Below are 18,232 nucleotides of genomic sequence, written 5' to 3' on the forward strand. Positions count from 1 at the left end.
ATCTGGAGCATCCGATATGGCGAAAAGTGTCTACGACTTTCAAGCGGTTTCAATCCAGGGCCAGCCGGCCGACTTGTCCAGCCAGCGCGGCAAGGTCTTGCTGATCGTCAATACCGCCAGCGCCTGTGGCTTCACGCCGCAGTTCAAGGGCCTGGAGCAGCTGTGGAAGGACTATGCCGAGCAGGGTTTGGTGGTGGTGGGCTTCCCCAGCAATGAGTTTGGCGGTCAGGACCCGGGCAGCAATGAAGAGATCTCTTCGTTCTGCGAACTGAACTACGGCGTCAGCTTCCCGATGATGGCCAAGGTGCAGGTCAATGGCGCCGAGGCGCACCCCTTGTGGCAATGGTTGAAGGGCGAGGCCCCCGGCATCTTGGGCACCCAGGGCATCAAGTGGAACTTCACCAAGTTCCTGGTCGGCCGAGATGGTCAGGTGATCAAGCGTTATGCGCCGAATGATGAGCCGCAGAAGCTGCGTGGGGATATTGAAGCGGCCTTGAAGGCGCCGGGGGCCTGAACCGACGCCGGCTTCAGCGCCTCGGCCCCATCGCTGTCGCCCTGACCCAGATGCGGCGGTAGCCCAAGCGGATGTAGCCTTCAGCGACCGCCGCGCCCAGCATTTGATTGGTGGTCTGCCGGGAAAGGCTGGCGAGCGCGGCCAACTCGGCCTGACTGGAGCGCAAGGTCTGCCAACCCTCGGCGTCGGGCGGGCCTTCCGCGCGCTCCCTCATCAACTGCGTCAACGCCAGACTGAAGCGCTCGCCAGCCGAGCGATGGCGTGAAGCCTCCAGCAGACGCAAAGTACCTCCATAGCGTTGCGCGAACTCGCCAAGCAGCGCACGCGCAAAGCCCGGTACCTCGTCCATCAGCAGGGTGTAAGCCCCCGGGCCAAACACCAAGACCCGGCTCGGCTGTCTTGCCAATGCCTCGTAGCTGGAGGGCTGGTCTGAGGCAAAAGCCGCCAGACCGAACAGTCGCGGAAACTGCACATGCTCGAGGCTGGAGACTTCACCGTTAGGGCCGGTCAAGCGCGCTTCGATCTCGCCAGAGACCACGGCATAAAAGGCCCGGGGCTTCTGACCTTGGGCAAACAAGGTACGACCGGTGGCGAACTGGCGCACGGGGACCAAGGGCGCGACTCGCGCCAATGCATCGTTCGCCAAGTTCAGCGTTGGGAAGTTTCCCAGCAGTACTTGGCGCAGTTCTAGTTGCGGCTCGCTTATCGTCATTCTTCGTCAATTGTCGGCTGTCCGACATTTTGCGGGCGCCGCTGCCGCTAGGCTTGCCGTCATGAAAGCCCAAGCCCTGCTGAATTCGCCTCGAGCCCAAGAGTTTCGACACTTTGCTCATCTGGAATGCCCCCAGGATCCGCTCTATGCGGCGCTCTGTTTGATGGTGGCCGACTCGGCCGAACTCTTGGCCTTGTTGGACCATGCTCCGCCGACTCAGGCTCGTCCCAATCTCTTGCTGGCCGCCCTGCACGAGCGGGTCTTGGCCGGCGTTGATCATGCGCTGGCGGCCTATTTCCCCAGCGTCGGTGGGCAACGCATGCCGGATGCCGAATTGCCCGCTGTGCTTTTGGACTTCACCCGGCACGAGCGAGCTGCGCTGATGGCGCATCTGCGCACGCGCAGCACGCAGACCAATGAGATCGGCCGTTGCGCCGTGCTGTGGCCGGCCTTGCAACACATCGCAGCCCTGAGTGGCCGGCCCGACCTGGCCTTGTTTGACTTCGGCAGCAGTGCCGGCTTGAACCTGGGTCTTGATGAGTATTGCTACCGCTATGAGTCCGCCGCCGGCAGCTTTGAGGCGGGTGCTGCACCGGCGCCGCATCGGCCCTGGATTCAATGCCAGTGGCTGGGTTCCGCAAAGCCGATGCCTGCCCACCCATGGCGGGTGGTCGAGCGTATGGGTGCGGACCCCGCGCCCATCGATGTGCAAGACGAGAGCGCCGTGCGCTGGCTGGCCGCTTGTCTCTGGCCGCATGATCGCGAGCGTGCATCGCGCTTGCAACAGGCCGTAGCGTTGGCGCGTTTGCAGCAGCGTCCGGTGGTGGAGGCGGCCGACTGCTTGGATGCCTTGGAACACTGGCTGCAAGCCTTGCCGGCCGGCCTGCAACCCGTCTTGTTCAACAGTTGGGTGCTGCACTATGTCGAGCAGGAGGCCTTGGTCCTGATGCGTCAGCGCCTTGCTGCGCTGATGCGACAAGGCGCTCTGTTTTGGCTCAGCGCCGAGTCGCCGCAGCTGCGGCCGGCCGGGCTTGAATTGCCCGACCTGGCTGAAGGTGCGACGGCCTCAACGCTGTGGACCTTGCAGTGGGCGAAGTCGGGCACGCTGCAACAGCGCGCCCTGGCTTGGTCGCAACCGCATGGGCGATGGCTGCAGTGGTTGTCTTAACGCAGCAGTAAAGGATTACTTGCTCAGCATCGCAACCGTCTCCACCCCGGCGCTGTTGCCGTTCTCTTTGAAGTGAAGTTCAAAGGCGTAGAGCTGGTTGTTGCCGCTATCGTCGGTGCAGCTCAAGCGGCGCATGGCGGTGCGAATGGGCTGGCGGTAGACATCGGGGCCGCCTCGTGCCGCAACCGAGTTGACCATGTCGCCCTGCAGGCGGAACTGCACATTGACCAAGCCAGGCTGGGTGTGTTTAGTCCAGACCGGGGTCAAGGCTTCTTTCATGGCTTGCTCGATACCGGGGCAGGCGTTGGAGACATTCAGCTTGGCGATATCGGGGTTCGATTGCCCGGCCACTTCGACCCGTTTCATGGTCACGGGTGACTCGGCGTGGGCGACACCCATGCACAAAGTCATGGGCAAAATGGCGGCAATTGCGAGCTTGGAAAAAGACGTGCGGTTCATAAGTTACTCCTAGTGTTCATCGGGCCAAGATGCAACCGCTTCCGCTCCCTTTGTTTGGCGTGAAACAGTGCTGATCTGGGTTCAGAATAGGAGTTGCTTTGGCACGAACCAAGTGCCGTAAGACCAACGCCGGCTTTTGTGAGATGAGAAGCTGAAATCGGCGACGAACTGCGGAAAGGCCTTAAGGGTTTTCTCGCAATTCGGATCCTGCTGCGCTCTTCAGGCCAGCGTGTAGGCGCTGCGCGGTCCTTCGCGTCCGATGCGGTCGAGTGCTGAAACGACCATGACTTCCAGCCCTTGGGCGGCAATCAAGAGCTCTGACCCGCTTCGGAAGACCCAGCCCGAGCCGGCATAACGCAGCCAGACCGCGTAGCGTTGCAGCCCGCTCTTGTTGCTGCTGTTGCTCTTCAAGCGCATGGTGTAACTTTCGACAGGGTCGGCAAGAAGCAACTGAACCTCAGGCGCGGGCTCTAAGGTTTGCTCGCCGGCTTCGGCAAGCCAGGGTGTTGGCGGCACCAGTGCCGGGTTTGCGTAGGGGCCGGCATGCAAGGCATCGGCAAGGCCGCGCCGGTTTTGCTTCAGCGCCACCATGCTGAAGTGCAGATGGCCGATGCTGGGGTTGCTGGGGCGCAGCTCCCGGCTCAGCGCGATCTGGTTCAAGATTTCCTCGCTGGGCCAACTGTCCGGCTTGTCGGTGATTTTGCTGGTGAATAAGCCCGGCCAGATATGGCGCTGCTGCGGGTTCTGCGCCTGCCAGTAGTCGCGCAGGACCTCAAAGGCCTGGGCTTTCTGCGCAATCGGCCAGTAGAGCTGGGGCGCCAGATAGTCCAGCCAGCCTTCGGCCAACCAGCGTTCCACATCCGCATACAGCTTGTCATACTGGCTGAAGCCGGCAATGCCCACCGGGCGCAGCGCGGGCTTGCCCAGGCCGAAGGGGCTGATGCCAAAGCGCACACCGGGCTTGGTGGATCGAATCAGCTGAGCCATGCGCTGCACCAATTGATCGACGTTCTGGCGCCGCCAGTCGTGCCGTTTGAGAAGACCGCCGGCTTGCACATAGCGTTGCCAAGAAGGCTCGTCGGGGAAGTCCAGCTCCTGCTTGCTTTGCGGGTCTTGCACCGGGTAGGGGTAGAAGTAATCGTCGATGTGCACCGCATCGATGTCATAGCGCTGCAGCACATCTTGGATCACGGCCAGCGTGTGCTCGGCGGCAGCGGGCTCCCCCGGGTCGATCCAGAGTTGATCGCCATAGCGCTTGACCCATTGCGGCTGGCTGCGGCTGAGGTGGCTGGCGTCGGGGCTAGAGGTCGCCTGGCTTTGGCGGGCGCGGAAGGGGTTGAACCAGGCGTGCAACTCCAGGCCGCGTTGATGGGCTTGCTCGACCCAGAAGCTCAGCGGGTCATAAAAAGGCTCGGGCGCCTGGCCTTGGCTGCCGCTGAGGTACTCACTCCAGGGCTCCAGCCGCGAGTGGTAGAGCGCGTCGGCGCTGGTGCGTATCTGCAGAACGATGGCGTTGAGCTTGAGGGCTTGGGCTTGGTTCAGCAGGGCGATGGCCTCGGCCTGCTGCGCTTCGCTGCTCAGTCCTTTGCGGCTGGGCCAGTCGATGTTGGCCACCGTGGCCACCCAAGCGGCGCGGAACTCCCGCGGCGCCGAGGGGGCCTGCACAGCCAGTTCGTGCGCTGGTTTCAAACGCACGGAGCCGCTGAAGGTGCCGGTGGATGGGCCGTTCGGCGGCCGCGAGGGAAGCCAGGTCGGGACGCTGCAGGCTGCCAGGCCAAGCGCGCCGCCCGTGCCGATCAAGAACCCACGTCGCGCGAACATCATGCTTCCTCAGCCTTTTTGCCAAAGTCTTCGGGCACCTTGATCAGCGCCGTGATCGCCAGCGAGGGCAGCGTGGCCAGCAGCACCCAGGCAAAAAACAAGGTGTAGCCCAACTGCTGCTGCAGCCAGCCGCTCCACATGCCGGGCAGCATCATGCCCAAGGCCATGAAGCCGGTACAAATCGCGTAGTGGGCGGTCTTGTGGGGGCCGTCGGCGATCCAGATCATGACCATCAGGTAGGCCGTGAAGCCCAGGCCGTAGCCAAATTGCTCCACCGCCATGCCGGCGCTGATCAGCCACAGATTGGATGGCTGGGCCATGGCCAAGAACAAGAAAATGATGTTGGGCACATGCATGGCCATCACCAATGGCCAAAGCGCCTTTTTCAGCCCGACGCGCGAGATGATCCATCCGCCCAGCAGGCCCCCCAGCGTCAGTGCGATCAAGCCGACCGTGCCATAAGCAATCCCCACTTGTTTGGTCGACAGGGCCAAGCCCCCTTGCGCGCTGCCGTCCAAAAGAAACGGGGTGGCCAGCTTCAGCAGCTGAGCCTCGGGAAAGCGGTAGAGCAGCAAGAATCCGATGCAGATGGCGATGCCGGGCTTGCGGAAGAAATCGCCAAAGACCCCTAGAAACTCGGCGACCAAGCCGCCCGCGGCTCGTCGCCCAGGTCCGGGCACATCGGCTTTGGGCTTGGGCAGCAGGGCCAGATGGAAGAAACCCAACATGACGAAGGCGGCCGCCATCAGGCCGAACACCAGCGACCATGCCGTCTCCACGCTGCCGGTGCGTTCTTGCAGTTCGCCCGCCAGATAGACCAAGCCGCCTTGCCCGCCAATATTGGCGAGGCGATAGAAGGTCGAGCGCACGCCAACAAAAGCGGCTTGGCTGCGCTGCGGCAGGGCCAGCAGATAAAAGCCGTCGGCCGCAATATCGTGGGAGGCGGAGGCAAAGGCCATCAGCCAAAACACCGCCAGCGTCATTTGAAAGGCCTTAGGGCCCGGAATGGTCAGCGCCACCATGGCCAGCGCCACGCCAATCAAGAACTGCAAGGCCCAGATCCAGGCGCGCTTGGTGTGGAACAGCTCCACCAGTGGCGACCACAGCGGCTTGATCACCCAGGGCAGATACAGCCAGCTGGTGTAGAGCGCGATGTCGGTGTTCGATAGCCCCAGGTTCTTGTACATGATGACCGACAGCGTCATCACCACCACATAAGGCAAGCCTTGCGCGAAATAGAGCGAAGGCACCCAGGCCCAAGGATTGCGGCTGAGAGAGGGGGAGTCGGACATGCGTTGGCGCTGGCAGGAGGCGGTCAGAAAAGGGGAGGAGAGTGCGGCGGTGAGACTGTAGCGCGGCCTCCACCAGAAGTTTTCCTCTGGCCTTGTAAGTTTGAGCCCCTGAACGCCAATAGCGAGAGGCCTACATGCCGACGGGCTTGTTCAGCTGAGCCTTGGACTCGGACTCGGATTCAACACGCAGCAGACGCCGAGATTGCCAATCCCGAGTCGCCGCTGCCGCATTCGGCCTTGCAGGTGGCGCAGGCGCGGGGCTCTGAGCGGCGGCGGTGAACCGCACTCAGAGCCGAGGTCAGAGCCGGGCGTCGTAGCTGGCTTTGTGCGCGGCGCTGCGGCTCGCCACGATGCTGCCGTAGCGATTCAGGCCTGGCGCCATGCTGCCCACGTTGTTCAGGGTCCACTGGAAGTTCAGGTCGCAGCTTTGCACCAGCGAAGTGTTGGGGGTTGCCGGATCGACGCCTTTGCTGGCTCGGTTGAGTGCCAAGTCCAGATCCAGCGTGCTGATGCGATAGGCGGCTCCATCCAGCGCCACCCCCATTGGCTCGCCTTTGCTCTCGAAGCTGCTGCCGTCGGCGCGCCTGCATTGCGCCGCGACCAGCAGCGACATTTTCGAGCTGGGCAGTTGGGTCATCTGCACCTTGAACTGCCCGGTCGAGCGGGCAATCAGCGGCGTACCGGTGGGTGACTGCACGCTGAAGGGCTTGGGCATCGTGACGGTGCTGGGGTAGACCTCCGCGCCGCGGTGGAAGTTGATGGTGACCACCGGCTCCTCGCTGGCATCTGCAATCTTGGCGCTGTAGTCGCTGCGCCGGCCACTGATGTCGGTGAGATCGACGCGCAGCGCACCGATGCTGGCCGACATGCGGTCGGAGCCGCTGGGGCGCACCACGGTGATCAGATTGGCGCTCTGGCTCAGTCGGGCGTCAATCTTCACCACGCCATTGTCTTGCGTGACCTTGTAGCGGGGGCTGATGTCTTCCACCTTCAAGGTCTCGGACTCTTTGCAATTGGTGACGCCGCAAATTGTGTCTTCGACAAACTCGTCGATGAAGTTGCTGCCGCCGCAGGCGCTGAGTGCCAGGCCGGAGAGCAAAGTGAGTGCCAGGGCGCCGGAGGCGGCGCGCCTTGGGTTGCGGCCTCGGACGGGTGTGGGCCTTGGATGGGGCTGGCTGCTGGGTCTGTCCATGTCGGTTTCTCCCTGTGAATGAGTCGTCAGGTTTGGACCTCGCCAGCGTGGACTCGTGATCCCCGCTTTAGGCGCCGGCGCAGTGTGCCGAATCGTCGCCCGCCGCTGGATGCGTGTTTACAGGTCTCGAAAATTGCACCTCTAGGTACTGCGGGACGCTACTTTACTAGGGGGTAGCCCGTGTTGGGCGTGACATATTTCTCCGGCATGATGGCGCCCCAATCCGGCGTTAGAGGATGGCCGGGTCGATAGCAACATTCAGAGAGGTGAAAAAATTGAAAGCACTTGGCGCAGAGTTTCTGGGGACGTTCTGGTTGGTTTTGGGGGGGTGTGGAAGTGCCGTGCTGGCTGCCGCCTTTCCTGAACTGGGCATTGGGTTCGTCGGTGTGTCCCTGGCCTTCGGCCTGACCGTGTTGACCATGGCCTATGCCGTGGGCCATATTTCGGGCGGCCACTTCAACCCGGCAGTGTCGGTGGGTCTGTTTGTGGGCGGCCGTTTCCCGGCGTCCAAGTTGTTGCCCTATATCGTGGCCCAAGTGCTGGGTGGCCTGGCCGCCGGTGGTGTGCTCTACCTGATCGCCAGCGGCAAGGCTGGTTTTGATCTGGCCGGCGGCTTCGCCTCCAACGGCTTCGGCGAGCATTCGCCGGGCAAGTTCTCCATGCAGTCGGCGCTGATCATTGAAGTGGTGTTGACGGCTTTCTTCTTGATCGTCATCCTCGGTGCGACCGACAAGCGCGCACCGGCCGGTTTTGCGCCCATCGCCATCGGCCTGTGCCTGACGCTGATTCACCTCATCAGCATTCCTGTCACCAACACCTCGGTCAATCCGGCCCGCAGCACGGCTGTGGCGATGTACGTCGGTGGCTGGGCGGTGGAGCAGCTGTGGCTGTTCTGGGTCGCGCCGGTGATCGGCGCCATCATCGGCGCCCTGGCCTACAAGTTTGTGGGCAGCAGCGACCGCTGAGTCCAGATGCCTGGCAAGGAGGTCGCTGCTGCGGCCTCCTCGGGACAAGCCGGCCTAGCGCCGGCTTTTTCGTTTTTTGACCTTGGGCCATGGTGTTAGATTGCTGGATCCCCTGCGGGTCATGCGATACCCCAGGGCTGGAGACCGATCACCATGTTTTCTGACCTGCCGGACTTGTTGGGCCCTTACCTGCTGCCGCTCCTGATAGCGGTACCGCTGGCCATCGTTGTGTTCCTGATCAGCACCCGTCGCGGGGACGAGGGTGACGACGGCAAGCTGCACCGCGATGCCGCCCAAGCCCCGGCCACGACGCCGCAGCCCGCACCGGCACCAGCATCTGCACCTTCAGCGCCGCTAGCACCGGCGGCACCGATCGTTCCGGAGCCTCCCGCGCCGACACCAGCGCCTGTGGCAGTGCTGCTGGTCGACGACTCGGCCGTGGCCCGTGCCAAGCTGGGTAAGCTGTTTGAAGCCGCGGGCTACCGTGTCACCCTGGCCAAGGACGGGCTGGAGGCGTTGGAGCGTCTGGCAGAACAGCACTTCTCCGTCATGGTGACCGACCTGGAAATGCCCAATAAAGACGGCTTTGAGCTGATTGCCGATGTGCAGGGCAGCCTGGCCACCGAGGACCTGCCCATCATTGCCATCACCGGCCATGACGAGATGCAAGCCCGCGTCCACCAGGTCCAAGGCCTCTATGGCATCTTCAAAAAGCCCTGGAACGACCGCGAACTGCTCAAGCGCGTGGAGACTCTCTCCAGCTTGCGGCCGGCTGCGCGGCAGTAAGCCATTACGGCGACGGACGCCTTTCGGCGGCTCTCCGCGCGTTATCGATGGCGGCAACGCCGCCAAGCTCTCACTCCGCCAAATGGCAGACCGCCTCGACATTGTTGCCCTCGGGGTCGATGACGAAGGCGCCGTAGTAGTTGGGGTGGTAGTCGGGGCGCAGACCCGGGGCGCCGTTGTCGCGGCCGCCGGCGGCCAGGGCGGCTTGGTAGAAGGCATCGACCTGGGCGCGGCTTTGGGCGCGCCAGGCCAGATGGCAGCCGGTGGTAGCGGGCGGCCCGCCGTAGGGGGAGGGGCCGTCGATGAACCAGACGTCGGCCTTCTTGCCCTCGGGCTCGGCCGCGTCAGGGTAAGCAAATCCGACGATGTTGGAACCATAGTGGCCCTCGAAGGTCAGGCTGTAGCCCAAGGGTGCGAGGGCTGCGCTGTAGAAAGCTTTGGCGCGGGCGATGTCCGTCACGCGGAAGGTCATGTGGTCGAGCATGATGGGATTGACGGACGCAAGTCCGTTTTGAGTTGAAAATTGGGTAGTCGACTAACTGTATATTTATACAGCTTTTGACGCAAACGATCAAACGACTCATGCGGCGGGGCTTCAGCGCCTGCCCCGCGCCAGCTCTCCACGGCCCAGCGCCACCGCTTTGCTGCCGCCCAGACCGGGTAAACCGCCTGTCCATTGCCCCGGCCCTGCCCCTGATAATTCCAGCAACCAAGAGCAAAGATGGCGCAGCACCGGCGCATTAGGTACCCGATGAATCTTCCCAATCTGCTGGGCACAAAGAATGGCCGCTTGTCGGCCTTTTTCTTTTTGTACATGACCGAGGGCATACCGCTCGGTTTTGCCGCTACGGCGGTGGCCACCCAACTGCGCCGCATGGGCGTGGGGCCGGCCGAGATTGGCGCTTTTGTGGCGGCCTTTTATCTGCCCTGGGCTTTCAAGTGGGCGTTTGGCCCGCTGGTGGATGTGTTCCGCTCGCAGCGCTTCGGCCATCGGCGTGCCTGGATCATTGGCACCCAGCTGATGATGGCCGCCACCTTGGCGGTGCTGGTCTTCCTCAAGCTGCCTGAACAACTGGCCTTGTTCACCGCCATTCTCTTGCTGCACAACAGCTTTGCGGCCATTCAAGACGTGGCGATTGATTCCCTGGCCTGCAATGTCTTGAAGGAGAACGAGCGGGGCCTCGCCAATGGCCTGATGTTTGCCGGCGCGGCCATTGGCCAGGCGGTGGGCGGCAGCGGCGTTTTGTTCTTGATGCCGTATCTGGGCTTCCAGTCCAGCTTCATCTTTGTGGCTTTGTGCATCTTGGCGGTGACCGGTTTGGTGGTGCTGCCGATGAAAGAGGCCTTGGTTCAAGCCAGCGCCGAAACGGCCAAGAAAGCCGGTTCAGGTTTGAGGCAGGCCGGCGCCGACATGCGCGACTTCGCCGTGGCCGCGTTCCGCTCCTTCCTGGGCACGCGTGGTGCCTTTGTCGGCGTCTTCTTTGCCTTGTTGCCGGCGGGCGCCATGTCTTTGAGTTTGGCTCTGCAGTCCAATCTCTCGGTGGAACTGGGCCTGAACGACGACCAAGTGGCCTGGCTGCAACTGGCTTCCACCGTGTCCAGCGCGGTGGCCATGGTGATTGGCGGAATCTTGTCGGACCGCTTTGGGCGCCGCCGCGTGCTGACCATCTTTATCGCCTTGATGAGCTTGCCGGTTCTCTATTTGATGGCGGAGTTGTTGAAAGCGGGCTATGTGATGCCGCGCCAACCCGGCAGCGGCGGGCCAGCGGTGCCGCAGACTTTGGTGACGGCGCTTTGGGTGGCCACCATCAGCTTCAATATCTTCCTGGGCCTGATGTACGGCGTGCGCTCGGCCTTGTTCATGGATGTGACCAACCCCCGCGTGGCCGCCACCCAGTTCACGGCCTATATGGCCTTGATGAATGTGGCGATTGCCTACACCGCCACCTGGCAGGGCCTGGCCATTGAAGCTTGGGGTTATCCGGTCACGCTGGCGGTGGATGCGGTGTTCGGTTTGCTCGGCCTGGCCCTGTTGCCTTGGATGAAAAAGCCTGGCAGCGAGGCCGAACAAATAGGCGATGCCCGTGCCGCCGGCCGCGCCAGCCGCAGCGCCCTGGTGCTGGGCTTGCTGTGTTTGGCCTGGTTGCCGTTTTGGACCTGGCGCGCCGAAACCGGCTCGGCCCAAGCCATCTTCAACACCTTCTTCACCTTGGTCTTTGTGGTGGCGGCGCTCTTCATGCTGGCTGGCCGTGAGGTCTTGGGCGCACAAGCCGGGGCCTCGCTGCGCCGCGTTTGCCTGTGGCTGGCGCCCTTGCTCTTGCTGCTCTATCTGCGCAAGTATTTGAGTTCTTTGGGTAGCTGGGCGACGCCGGCTCTGCAGGCCTTGGCCCAAGGTTTGATCTATGCGGTGCCGCTGGCGGCCGCTGTGGTCTTGCTGCTGCTGGCCCGTCGCAACTGGGCTGCTTTGTCGGAGACTGCCGAATGATGAACAAGCCATCGAAAGTCAAGAAGTGGGCGCTGCGCAGCGGCGTGGTCCTGCTGGTCAGCGCCGGCGTGTTGGCAGCGGTTTTGACCTGGCATTTGCGCTCGCTGCGCCCCGTGCGCTCGGGTGACTTGCCGCTGCAGGGCCTGCAAGCCGCGGTGTCGGTACGTTATGACGAATGGGGCGTGCCCCATATCGAGGCGCAGAACGAATCGGATCTCTACCGTGCGCTGGGCTATGTCCACGCCCAAGACCGCTTGTTCCAGATGGAGATGTTGCGGCGCTTGTCGCGTGGCGAGTTGGCGGCCATTCTCGGCCCCAAGCTGGTGGAGATTGATCGGCTGTTTCGTACCCTGGGCATCCGCGCGCATGCCGATGCCTATGTGGCGCGCGAGTTTGCGGCCGTGGACACGCCGGCGAAGCGGGCTTTGCTGGCCTATATCGACGGTGTCAACCAGTACCAGGCGACGCGCCCGGCGCCGCTGGAGTTTCAGATCCTGGGCATCCCCAAGCGGCCGTTTACGCCGGCCGACACGGTCAGCATCGGGGGCTATCTGGCCTATAGCTTCGCGGCCGGGTTTCGCACCGAGCCTGCGTTGACCAAGATCCGCGACCAACTTGGCCCTGCGTATCTGAAGATTTTTGACGAAGCCTGGCGGCCCGATGGCGTCTTGCGCCAGAACCTGCGCCCCGGCGACTGGCAAGACCTGGGCCGCCTGGCCGAGCTAAGCCACAGCGCGCTGGAAGCGGCTGGCCAGCCGCTGTTTGAGGGCAGCAATGCCTGGGCCGTTTCGGGTTCGCGCACGGTCAGTGGCAAGCCCCTGCTGGCGGGTGACCCGCACATTCAGTTCGCCACCCCGGCGGTCTGGTACGAGGCGCATCTGAAGGCGCCGGGCTTCGAGCTGTATGGCCATTTCCAGGCGCTCAACCCGCTCGCCTTGATCGGGCATAACCAGCAATTCGCCTGGAGCCTGACCATGTTTCAGAATGACGATGTTGATCTGGTGGCCGAAAAGCTGAATCCGGCCAATGCCAATGAGGTGTGGCAAAAGACCCCCAGTGGCGGGCAATGGGTGGCGCTGCAAAGTCGGGAAGAAACGATCGAAGTCAAGGGCGGCGAGCCGATCGTCTTGAAGCTGCGCCGCTCGCCCCACGGCCCCATCATCAATGATGCCTTGGCGGGGTCGGTGGGCGAGACGCCGATTGCCCTGTGGTGGGGATTCCTGGAAACCGAGAACCCGGTGTTGGAGGCGTTCTACGCTCTCAACCGGGCCGATACCTTGGCGGCCGCGCGCGCGGCCACACGGCAGATCCATGCGCCGGGCTTGAATGTGGTGTGGGCCAATGCGGCCGGCGATATCGGCTGGTGGGCTGCGGCCAAGTTGCCGATTCGCCCGGCCGGCGTGAATCCCAACTTGATCTTGGACGGCGCCAGCGGCGAGGCCGACAAGCTCGGCTGGTTGCCGTTCGAGAAGAACCCGCAGGAAGAAAATCCCGCGCGGGGCTACATCCTTTCGGCCAATCACCAGCCGGCCATGGCCGAGCCGGTGCCGGGCTATTACAACCTGTGGGACCGGGCGGAGCGGATCGACTCTTTGTTGCGTGATCCGTCGATCCGCTGGTCGCCCGCCAACACCCGCGCCCTGCAACTGGATGTGCGTAACGGCTACAGCCAGCGGGTGCTCAAGCCGCTCTTGCCCTTGCTGAAGTCGGCCCTCAGCGACGCCCAGCGCTTCAGCGATGAAGACCGCGCCTTGTTGGCCGAGCTGGTGGCCTGGAACGGCGCCTACAGCAGCGACGCCCGTGCGCCGGTGCTGTTTCAGCAGTTTCTGTTCGAGCTTTTGAAGCTGGCCCTGCAGGATGAGTTGGGCGAGAAGGCGTTTGACAATTTGCGCAGCACCCGCAGCTTGGACCATGCGGTGCCACGCCTGATGGCCGATCCCGCCTCACCGTGGTGGGACAAGCGCGGCACGCCGGCTGTAGAAACCCAGGCCCAGCTGGTGGCTGAGGCCTGGAGCCTGGCCCTGAACCATCTGCGCAGCAGCTTGGGCAAGGATGCGAAGCAATGGCGCTGGGGTGTTGCACACACGGTGACCCATGGGCATCCGCTGGGCCTGCAAAAGCCGCTCGACAAGGTTTTCAATGTCGGCCCCTTTGCCGCGCCCGGCAGCCATGAGACGCCCAACAATATGGCGGCCCGTCTCGGTCCGGCGCCTTGGGCGGTGATTTACGGCCCGTCCACCCGTCGCATCATCGACCTGGCCGATCCGGCCAAGGGCCTGGGCATCAACCCGGTGGGGCAAAGCGGTGTTTACGGTGACCCGCACTACGCCGATCAGGCGCGCATGCATGCCGCGGGGCAGTACCGCCGGCAATACCTGGCGGCCGAGGAGGTGATGGCGCAGACCCGCAGCGAGCTGCGTTTCACGCCAGCCGCCGCCCGGTAGGCCCCTCGGCGAGCCGACCGCGTGCTCATCGCGGCCGGCTCTTGGGGGCGGGCTTCCTCAGTCCAGCTTCAAGGCCCGAGCCACATCGGCCCAAGGCAGGTACTTGAAGTTCTGCGGCCCATCGGGCAGGCGTTTGTGCCCGTCTTGCACGACCAGCAGGCCTTGGCGGTAGGGCCCGCCCAAGTCTGCCGAGCTGACTTCCAGACCATCGGTTTCCGAGGCGCCGTCAATGCCTAGCCCGGCATTGATGCCGATGCGGAAGCCACCGCGCAAGGCGAAGGGAGGGCGCGCGTCCAGCACCAGATAGCTGTGATTGCCTTGTGAAGAGGCCACCAGATAGCTGGGCTTGCCGTCCCGGCCTTGATAAATGGCCAAGCCCTCTACATCGGCCTGCAAGGCGCTGCCCACCGGCATCACCATCTGAGGCTTGGCCGGAATGTCGGCGCGCGCGTCGAGTGCCCAAATCCCGTGCTTCTCTTCGCCAACGAACAAGCGCTGCTCCGCTTCATGCACCACGCATCCCTCGGGCTGGCTGGCCAGCTTGAAGGCGCGCAGCAGGCGGGCCTGCCATTGGCCTTGGGCGTTGAGCTCGATCCGGTAATGCTGAACCCGACCATCCTTGTCGTTCGGGAAGGCGTCCAATTGCCCGTCGGGGGTGCGGCCCAGGCAGACACCGTAAATCTCCTTCAGATCGGTTGGCAGGCGGGCCAACTCGGAGACCTTGCCCTGCGCATCGATGTCAAAAAGCAGCAGCGAGTTTTCGTCTCTTTGTGTCGCCAGCGCCAAATCGCGGTTGCGGCCGCCGGTTTGGATGCCTTGGCGCACATCGACATTGTTGATGCGGCCAACGTCCAGCAGTTGCAACTCGCGCCCTTGCAGATCGTAGACCAGCAGGCCTTGCTTCTTATTGGTGCCCAGCACCCGGCTGAGGCTGCCGTCTTGCGGGTGGACCCAAATGGCCGGATCGTCGGCGGCATCGCCAAAGCGTGCCACCGGATCGGTCTGGGCGCTGGCTGGCAAGACCGGCCAGTCGTAGCGTTTGGGCGCTGCCGCTTTGGCGGTGCTGGCTTTGCTCACCTTCACCAAACGGCGCTGCGGCTTATCCTCGACCTCGGTGCTGTACTCCCAGTGGCCAACGCCGGGCTCCTGGACCTGCAGCACCTGGCGGGCGTCATCCACCTGACAGGATTCGGGCGCCAGGGCGGTCGAAAGACGGCGCAGGACCCGCGTCTCGCGCTCGGTGATCAGCCATTGCTCGCTCAAGCCTTCCTCGCCGAGCAAGAACAGATGCAGCAGGCCTTGGGGGTCCCGATGCAGGCACAAGGCCTCCACCTGGAAGCCCGGCTCGGGCAGATCGTGGGCGCGCAAGACCTGACCCTGTGAGCGCACCAGCACCGGACGGCCTCGGTCGGCATCCAGCAACACCGCCACCGACTCGGGCTGGCCCGGTCCGGCACCGCGCTGATCCCAGCGCTTGGCGCGCAGCTTGAGGCGGTCCAACTCGCGACCCTGGCGGTCCAGCAGGTGCAGGCCGGCCTTGTCGAGCTTGAAGCTGTTGGCAGGCGCGCCCTGTGTGGCCGGGGCCGCGGTGTTGGCGCCGGAGGCCTGGGCGGATGCGCCGAGCAGCAGGCCCAGGCTGAGCGCCGCGCCGGCGATGCGGCACAAGGAGTGAATGGAGCGAGTCATCAGAACACCACCAGCTTCAGACCCAGCTTGTAGCTGCGGCCATATTGTTCGTATTGCGAGTTCAGGGCCTGGCGCCCAGCGTAGACGTAGTAGGGCGTGTCACGCAGGTTCAAGGCTTCAAAGCTGAGTTGCAGCTTGGGGCTGATGTCATAGCGCAGCGAGAAATCCACCTGGGTCTGGGCGTCCACCCACATGTCTTTGCTTGCATTCAGCACATCGCCCACCTCGAGCAGATAGGCCGACTTGTAATTGGCCGCCGCGCGGGCGCTGAAGCCGTAGCCTTCCCAGCCCAGGCTGAAGTTGTAGCTGCGGTCGGATTGGCTGGGCAGGGCGAGCTTGCGTTGCTGCCATTTGCCGCCGCTGAAGCCGCCGATCGTGGCCTCTGAGGACACCAGCGTGGCATTGGCGCCGACGATCAAACCGTTCAGCGGTGCCGGCAGACGGCGCAGCGCCTGGCTGTAAGACAGTTCCAGGCCGCTGACCTTGGCCTTGTCACCGTTGGCATAGGTCAGGGCCGAGTCAAAGCCGACCCAAGCGCCTTGGCCCGCCAAATTGCTGCGGTAGACGAAGTCCTTGATGTCCTTGTGGAAGGCATAGGCGGAGACGGCGCCATCGCGGTCGATGCGGTGCTCGATGCCGAAGTCGAGGTTCTTGGAACGCCATGGTTTGAGATCGGGGTTGCCGAACTCGGCGTCCTCGTCTTCGATCACAAAGCCCGGGGACAGCTGGCCGAATGTGGGCCGCACCAGCGACTGGGTGTAGGCGCCGCGCAGCTGCGTGCTCGACATCAAATCATGGCGCAGCAGCAGGGCGGGCAGCCAGTGATGGCTGCTCGAGCGGGTGGACTTGCTGCTCAGCTGACCATCTTTGTCGCCGCTGCCTTCGGCCTTCAGGCTGAGCTTCTCGTGACGCAGGCCGGTGATGACCTGGGTGGACTTCATCTCAAAGGTTGCTTGCAGGTAGGCCGCGTCGCTGTTCTCGCGGATCTTGAAGTCGTTGACGGCGGAGTCGCTGGCCGCCAGGAACTCGCTGGGCTTGAGCGAGGCAATCAAGTTGCGCACGGCGGCTTCACTCAGGTTCGGGCCCAGATCGCCCCAGGGATAACGCGGCGAACCCTCGGCCACCACGGCGGACATGGCCAGCTTGTCCTTGCTGAAGGCGTAGGGCGTCTTGCCCAGCGCCTTGGATCCATAACTCCAGACCTGCGTGTCATTGTCCTTCTGGCGACGCGCCAACTTGATGCCGGCCTTCAGTTCGATGTCCATGCCTTGGGCGTTCAACTCATGCAGCAGGTCCAGCTTCAGGTTGCGCTCGCGATCGGTGGCCAAGCTCTTTTCCATCTTGACCTTGTCCAGCGTGAAGCCCGAGGCACTCGCCATGCCGGCTGGGCCGCTGATCAGCGGTTGCTGGCTGTTGCTGAAGGAGACGTCATTGAAGGCGCTGGAGTTCTTGTAGGTGGCGCCCGACAAGGTGTCGGGCTTGTCTTCGCTGGCGCGCCCGGCGCCCACCGCGGCCAAGAGCTTCCAGTCGCCAAAGCGGCGCTCGCCGCCCAGGCTGATCGAGTCGATCTGCGACACCTCTTCGCGCGCCTTCAGTGTGCGCGCGGCTTTGGCCGAGCCCTTGCTGCCTTCGGTCAGTGCCGAGGAGAAAGCCAGCACCTGGGCCTGGCGGGTTTCGGTGTCGGTGAAGCGGCTGCTGAAGCTGCGCAGGTAGTAACTTTGATTCGCATCGGGACGCAGGTCCAGATTCAGGGCGCCGCCGCGGCGTTCGCGGCGGATGGTGTAGCTGCGGCGTTCCACCTCGCTCAGGCCGGGCTGCGCGCCGCCCAGCTCCCATTCGCCGCCGGTCTCGACGTTGTTGGAACCGAAGCTGCGCTCATCCGAGTTCAGCGCCACGGCCACGCCCAGGGTGTTGGTGAAGAAGCGATCGCTGTAGATCAAGGCGGCGGTGGGTCCCGACTTGCCGGTCAAGCGGGAATGATTGACGCCTGCCGACACGGTCAGGAAGCGCCCGGGCTGGTCAAACGCCGACAGGGTGTTGACCTCGATCGCGCCGCCCAGCGAGTTGGCATCTTGATCGGGCGTGGCGGTTTTGGTCACCACCAGCGAGCGGATCAGGCCGGCCGGCACCACATCCAGACCCACGGCGCGACGGTCGCCCTCGGCCGAAGGCACCAGGGTGCCGTTGATGCTGACGGCGTTCAAGTCGGGCCCCAAGCCACGCACACGGATGAAGCGGCCCTCGCCTTGGTCGCGCTCGACCGAGACCCCGGGGATGCGAGCCAGGGCTTCGGCAGCATTGGTATCCGGCAGTTGACCGATGCCGTCGGCGTGCACCACATTGATCACGCCTTGGGCGCCTTGTTGCTTGTCGAGGGCGCTGCGCAGGCTGGCCGCCTGGCCGGACACGACCACCGCGTCCAGGGTCTTGGTGGGGGCGGCCGCTTTATTGCTGGCGTCCTTGTTGGCGGGCTCTGGCTTGCTTTGCGCCAAGACAGGTGCGGCAAAGGCGCTCAACAGGCACAGGCTGAGGGCGCTCAGACGTAAAGGCTTGGACGTTTTGAAGTGCGAGGTCATGGGAGGAGGGCTCGGTGGATTGGAGAGGAGAGGGTTGGCACGATGAGCGCCGTTTGCGCGGCGCCGGCCTGTCCGGCGTTTGCCGACTCAGGCCATGGGGTTGCACCTTAGGCAGGCCATATGGCGCTTGCG

Annotated in this window: 14 protein-coding genes; 6 read left to right on the plus strand and 8 right to left on the minus strand. The window is 63.7% G+C overall.

The annotated features are described in order from the left end of the window. Positions 1–16: 16 nt before the first annotated feature. Positions 17–514: a glutathione peroxidase gene (locus ACOVRJ_RS20815; protein WP_422045730.1), complete on the plus strand. Its 498-nt coding sequence runs from the start codon at positions 17–19 to the stop codon at positions 512–514. Positions 515–527: 13 nt separating this feature from the next. Here the strand turns inward: ACOVRJ_RS20815 and ACOVRJ_RS20820 are convergent, their stop codons facing one another. After that, positions 528–1,226 (minus strand): Crp/Fnr family transcriptional regulator, encoded by a 699-nt coding sequence (locus ACOVRJ_RS20820; RefSeq protein ID WP_422045731.1) that lies wholly within the window; start codon positions 1,224–1,226, stop codon positions 528–530. A gap of 61 nt (positions 1,227–1,287) precedes the next feature. On the opposite strand from ACOVRJ_RS20820, the gene ACOVRJ_RS20825 reads away from it, so the two are divergent. Next, positions 1,288–2,394 (plus strand): DUF2332 domain-containing protein, encoded by a 1,107-nt coding sequence (locus tag ACOVRJ_RS20825; protein WP_422045732.1) that lies wholly within the window; start codon positions 1,288–1,290, stop codon positions 2,392–2,394. Between the two features lie 15 nt (positions 2,395–2,409). Here ACOVRJ_RS20825 and ACOVRJ_RS20830 read toward each other — a convergent pair whose 3' ends face one another. From ACOVRJ_RS20830 to ACOVRJ_RS20845, 4 genes are all read right to left on the minus strand, one after another. Further along, positions 2,410–2,853: a hypothetical protein gene (locus ACOVRJ_RS20830; protein ID WP_422045733.1), complete on the minus strand. Its 444-nt coding sequence runs from the start codon at positions 2,851–2,853 to the stop codon at positions 2,410–2,412. 219 nt (positions 2,854–3,072) lie between these two features. Further along, positions 3,073–4,674, minus strand: a complete 1,602-nt coding sequence (locus tag ACOVRJ_RS20835; protein ID WP_422045734.1) for a glycoside hydrolase family 10 protein — start codon at positions 4,672–4,674, stop codon at positions 3,073–3,075. After that, positions 4,674–5,966: an MFS transporter gene (locus tag ACOVRJ_RS20840; RefSeq protein WP_422045735.1), complete on the minus strand. Its 1,293-nt coding sequence runs from the start codon at positions 5,964–5,966 to the stop codon at positions 4,674–4,676. Before ACOVRJ_RS20840 ends, ACOVRJ_RS20835 begins: the two co-directional genes overlap by 1 nt. Before the next feature lie 298 nt (positions 5,967–6,264). Then, entirely contained in the window at positions 6,265–7,158 is an 894-nt protein-coding gene (locus ACOVRJ_RS20845; protein ID WP_422045736.1) for a hypothetical protein, read from the minus strand. 266 nt (positions 7,159–7,424) lie between these two features. On the opposite strand from ACOVRJ_RS20845, the gene aqpZ reads away from it, so the two are divergent. After that, the gene (aqpZ, locus tag ACOVRJ_RS20850; protein WP_422045737.1) at positions 7,425–8,123 is read left to right on the plus strand and encodes an aquaporin Z; all 699 of its coding nucleotides are present in this window, start codon (positions 7,425–7,427) and stop codon (positions 8,121–8,123) included. 153 nt (positions 8,124–8,276) lie between these two features. Then, entirely contained in the window at positions 8,277–8,909 is a 633-nt protein-coding gene (locus ACOVRJ_RS20855) for a response regulator (RefSeq protein WP_422045738.1), read from the plus strand. A gap of 70 nt (positions 8,910–8,979) precedes the next feature. On the opposite strand, the gene ACOVRJ_RS20860 is transcribed toward ACOVRJ_RS20855, so the two are convergent. After that, on the minus strand, positions 8,980–9,393 hold the full coding sequence (locus ACOVRJ_RS20860) for a VOC family protein (protein ID WP_422045739.1): 414 nt from the start codon (positions 9,391–9,393) through the stop codon (positions 8,980–8,982). 267 nt (positions 9,394–9,660) lie between these two features. Between ACOVRJ_RS20860 and ACOVRJ_RS20865 the strand changes: the two genes are divergently transcribed. Both ACOVRJ_RS20865 and ACOVRJ_RS20870 read left to right on the plus strand, forming a co-directional pair. Further along, positions 9,661–11,394, plus strand: a complete 1,734-nt coding sequence (locus ACOVRJ_RS20865) for an MFS transporter (RefSeq protein WP_422045740.1) — start codon at positions 9,661–9,663, stop codon at positions 11,392–11,394. Continuing rightward, a complete protein-coding gene (locus ACOVRJ_RS20870) occupies positions 11,391–13,838 on the plus strand; it encodes a penicillin acylase family protein (RefSeq protein ID WP_422045741.1) in 2,448 nt (815 codons plus the stop codon). Before ACOVRJ_RS20865 ends, ACOVRJ_RS20870 begins: the two co-directional genes overlap by 4 nt. Before the next feature lie 57 nt (positions 13,839–13,895). On the opposite strand, the gene ACOVRJ_RS20875 is transcribed toward ACOVRJ_RS20870, so the two are convergent. Continuing rightward, positions 13,896–15,524 (minus strand): phytase, encoded by a 1,629-nt coding sequence (locus ACOVRJ_RS20875; RefSeq protein ID WP_422045742.1) that lies wholly within the window; start codon positions 15,522–15,524, stop codon positions 13,896–13,898. Continuing rightward, on the minus strand, positions 15,524–18,100 hold the full coding sequence (locus ACOVRJ_RS20880; RefSeq protein WP_422045743.1) for a TonB-dependent receptor: 2,577 nt from the start codon (positions 18,098–18,100) through the stop codon (positions 15,524–15,526). The genes ACOVRJ_RS20875 and ACOVRJ_RS20880 overlap by 1 nt, the downstream gene beginning before the upstream one ends. Positions 18,101–18,232 lie beyond the last annotated feature (132 nt).

Origin of the sequence: Roseateles sp. (genome assembly GCF_049240545.1) — a bacterium.
GTDB lineage: Bacteria > Pseudomonadota > Gammaproteobacteria > Burkholderiales > Burkholderiaceae_C > Paucibacter_A.

Coding starts and splice junctions, on each gene's coding strand:
- ACOVRJ_RS20835 (WP_422045734.1), bottom strand. CDS start 4,674: ATGTTCGCGCGACGTGGGTTCTTGATCGGCACGGGCGGCGCGCTTGGC.
- ACOVRJ_RS20840 (WP_422045735.1), bottom strand. CDS start 5,966: ATGTCCGACTCCCCCTCTCTCAGCCGCAATCCTTGGGCCTGGGTGCCT.
- ACOVRJ_RS20865 (WP_422045740.1), top strand. CDS start 9,661: ATGAATCTTCCCAATCTGCTGGGCACAAAGAATGGCCGCTTGTCGGCC.
- ACOVRJ_RS20870 (WP_422045741.1), top strand. CDS start 11,391: ATGATGAACAAGCCATCGAAAGTCAAGAAGTGGGCGCTGCGCAGCGGC.
- ACOVRJ_RS20845 (WP_422045736.1), bottom strand. CDS start 7,158: ATGGACAGACCCAGCAGCCAGCCCCATCCAAGGCCCACACCCGTCCGA.
- ACOVRJ_RS20875 (WP_422045742.1), bottom strand. CDS start 15,524: ATGACTCGCTCCATTCACTCCTTGTGCCGCATCGCCGGCGCGGCGCTC.
- ACOVRJ_RS20855 (WP_422045738.1), top strand. CDS start 8,277: ATGTTTTCTGACCTGCCGGACTTGTTGGGCCCTTACCTGCTGCCGCTC.
- ACOVRJ_RS20880 (WP_422045743.1), bottom strand. CDS start 18,100: ATGACCTCGCACTTCAAAACGTCCAAGCCTTTACGTCTGAGCGCCCTC.
- ACOVRJ_RS20815 (WP_422045730.1), top strand. CDS start 17: ATGGCGAAAAGTGTCTACGACTTTCAAGCGGTTTCAATCCAGGGCCAG.
- ACOVRJ_RS20820 (WP_422045731.1), bottom strand. CDS start 1,226: ATGACGATAAGCGAGCCGCAACTAGAACTGCGCCAAGTACTGCTGGGA.
- ACOVRJ_RS20825 (WP_422045732.1), top strand. CDS start 1,288: ATGAAAGCCCAAGCCCTGCTGAATTCGCCTCGAGCCCAAGAGTTTCGA.
- ACOVRJ_RS20830 (WP_422045733.1), bottom strand. CDS start 2,853: ATGAACCGCACGTCTTTTTCCAAGCTCGCAATTGCCGCCATTTTGCCC.
- ACOVRJ_RS20860 (WP_422045739.1), bottom strand. CDS start 9,393: ATGCTCGACCACATGACCTTCCGCGTGACGGACATCGCCCGCGCCAAA.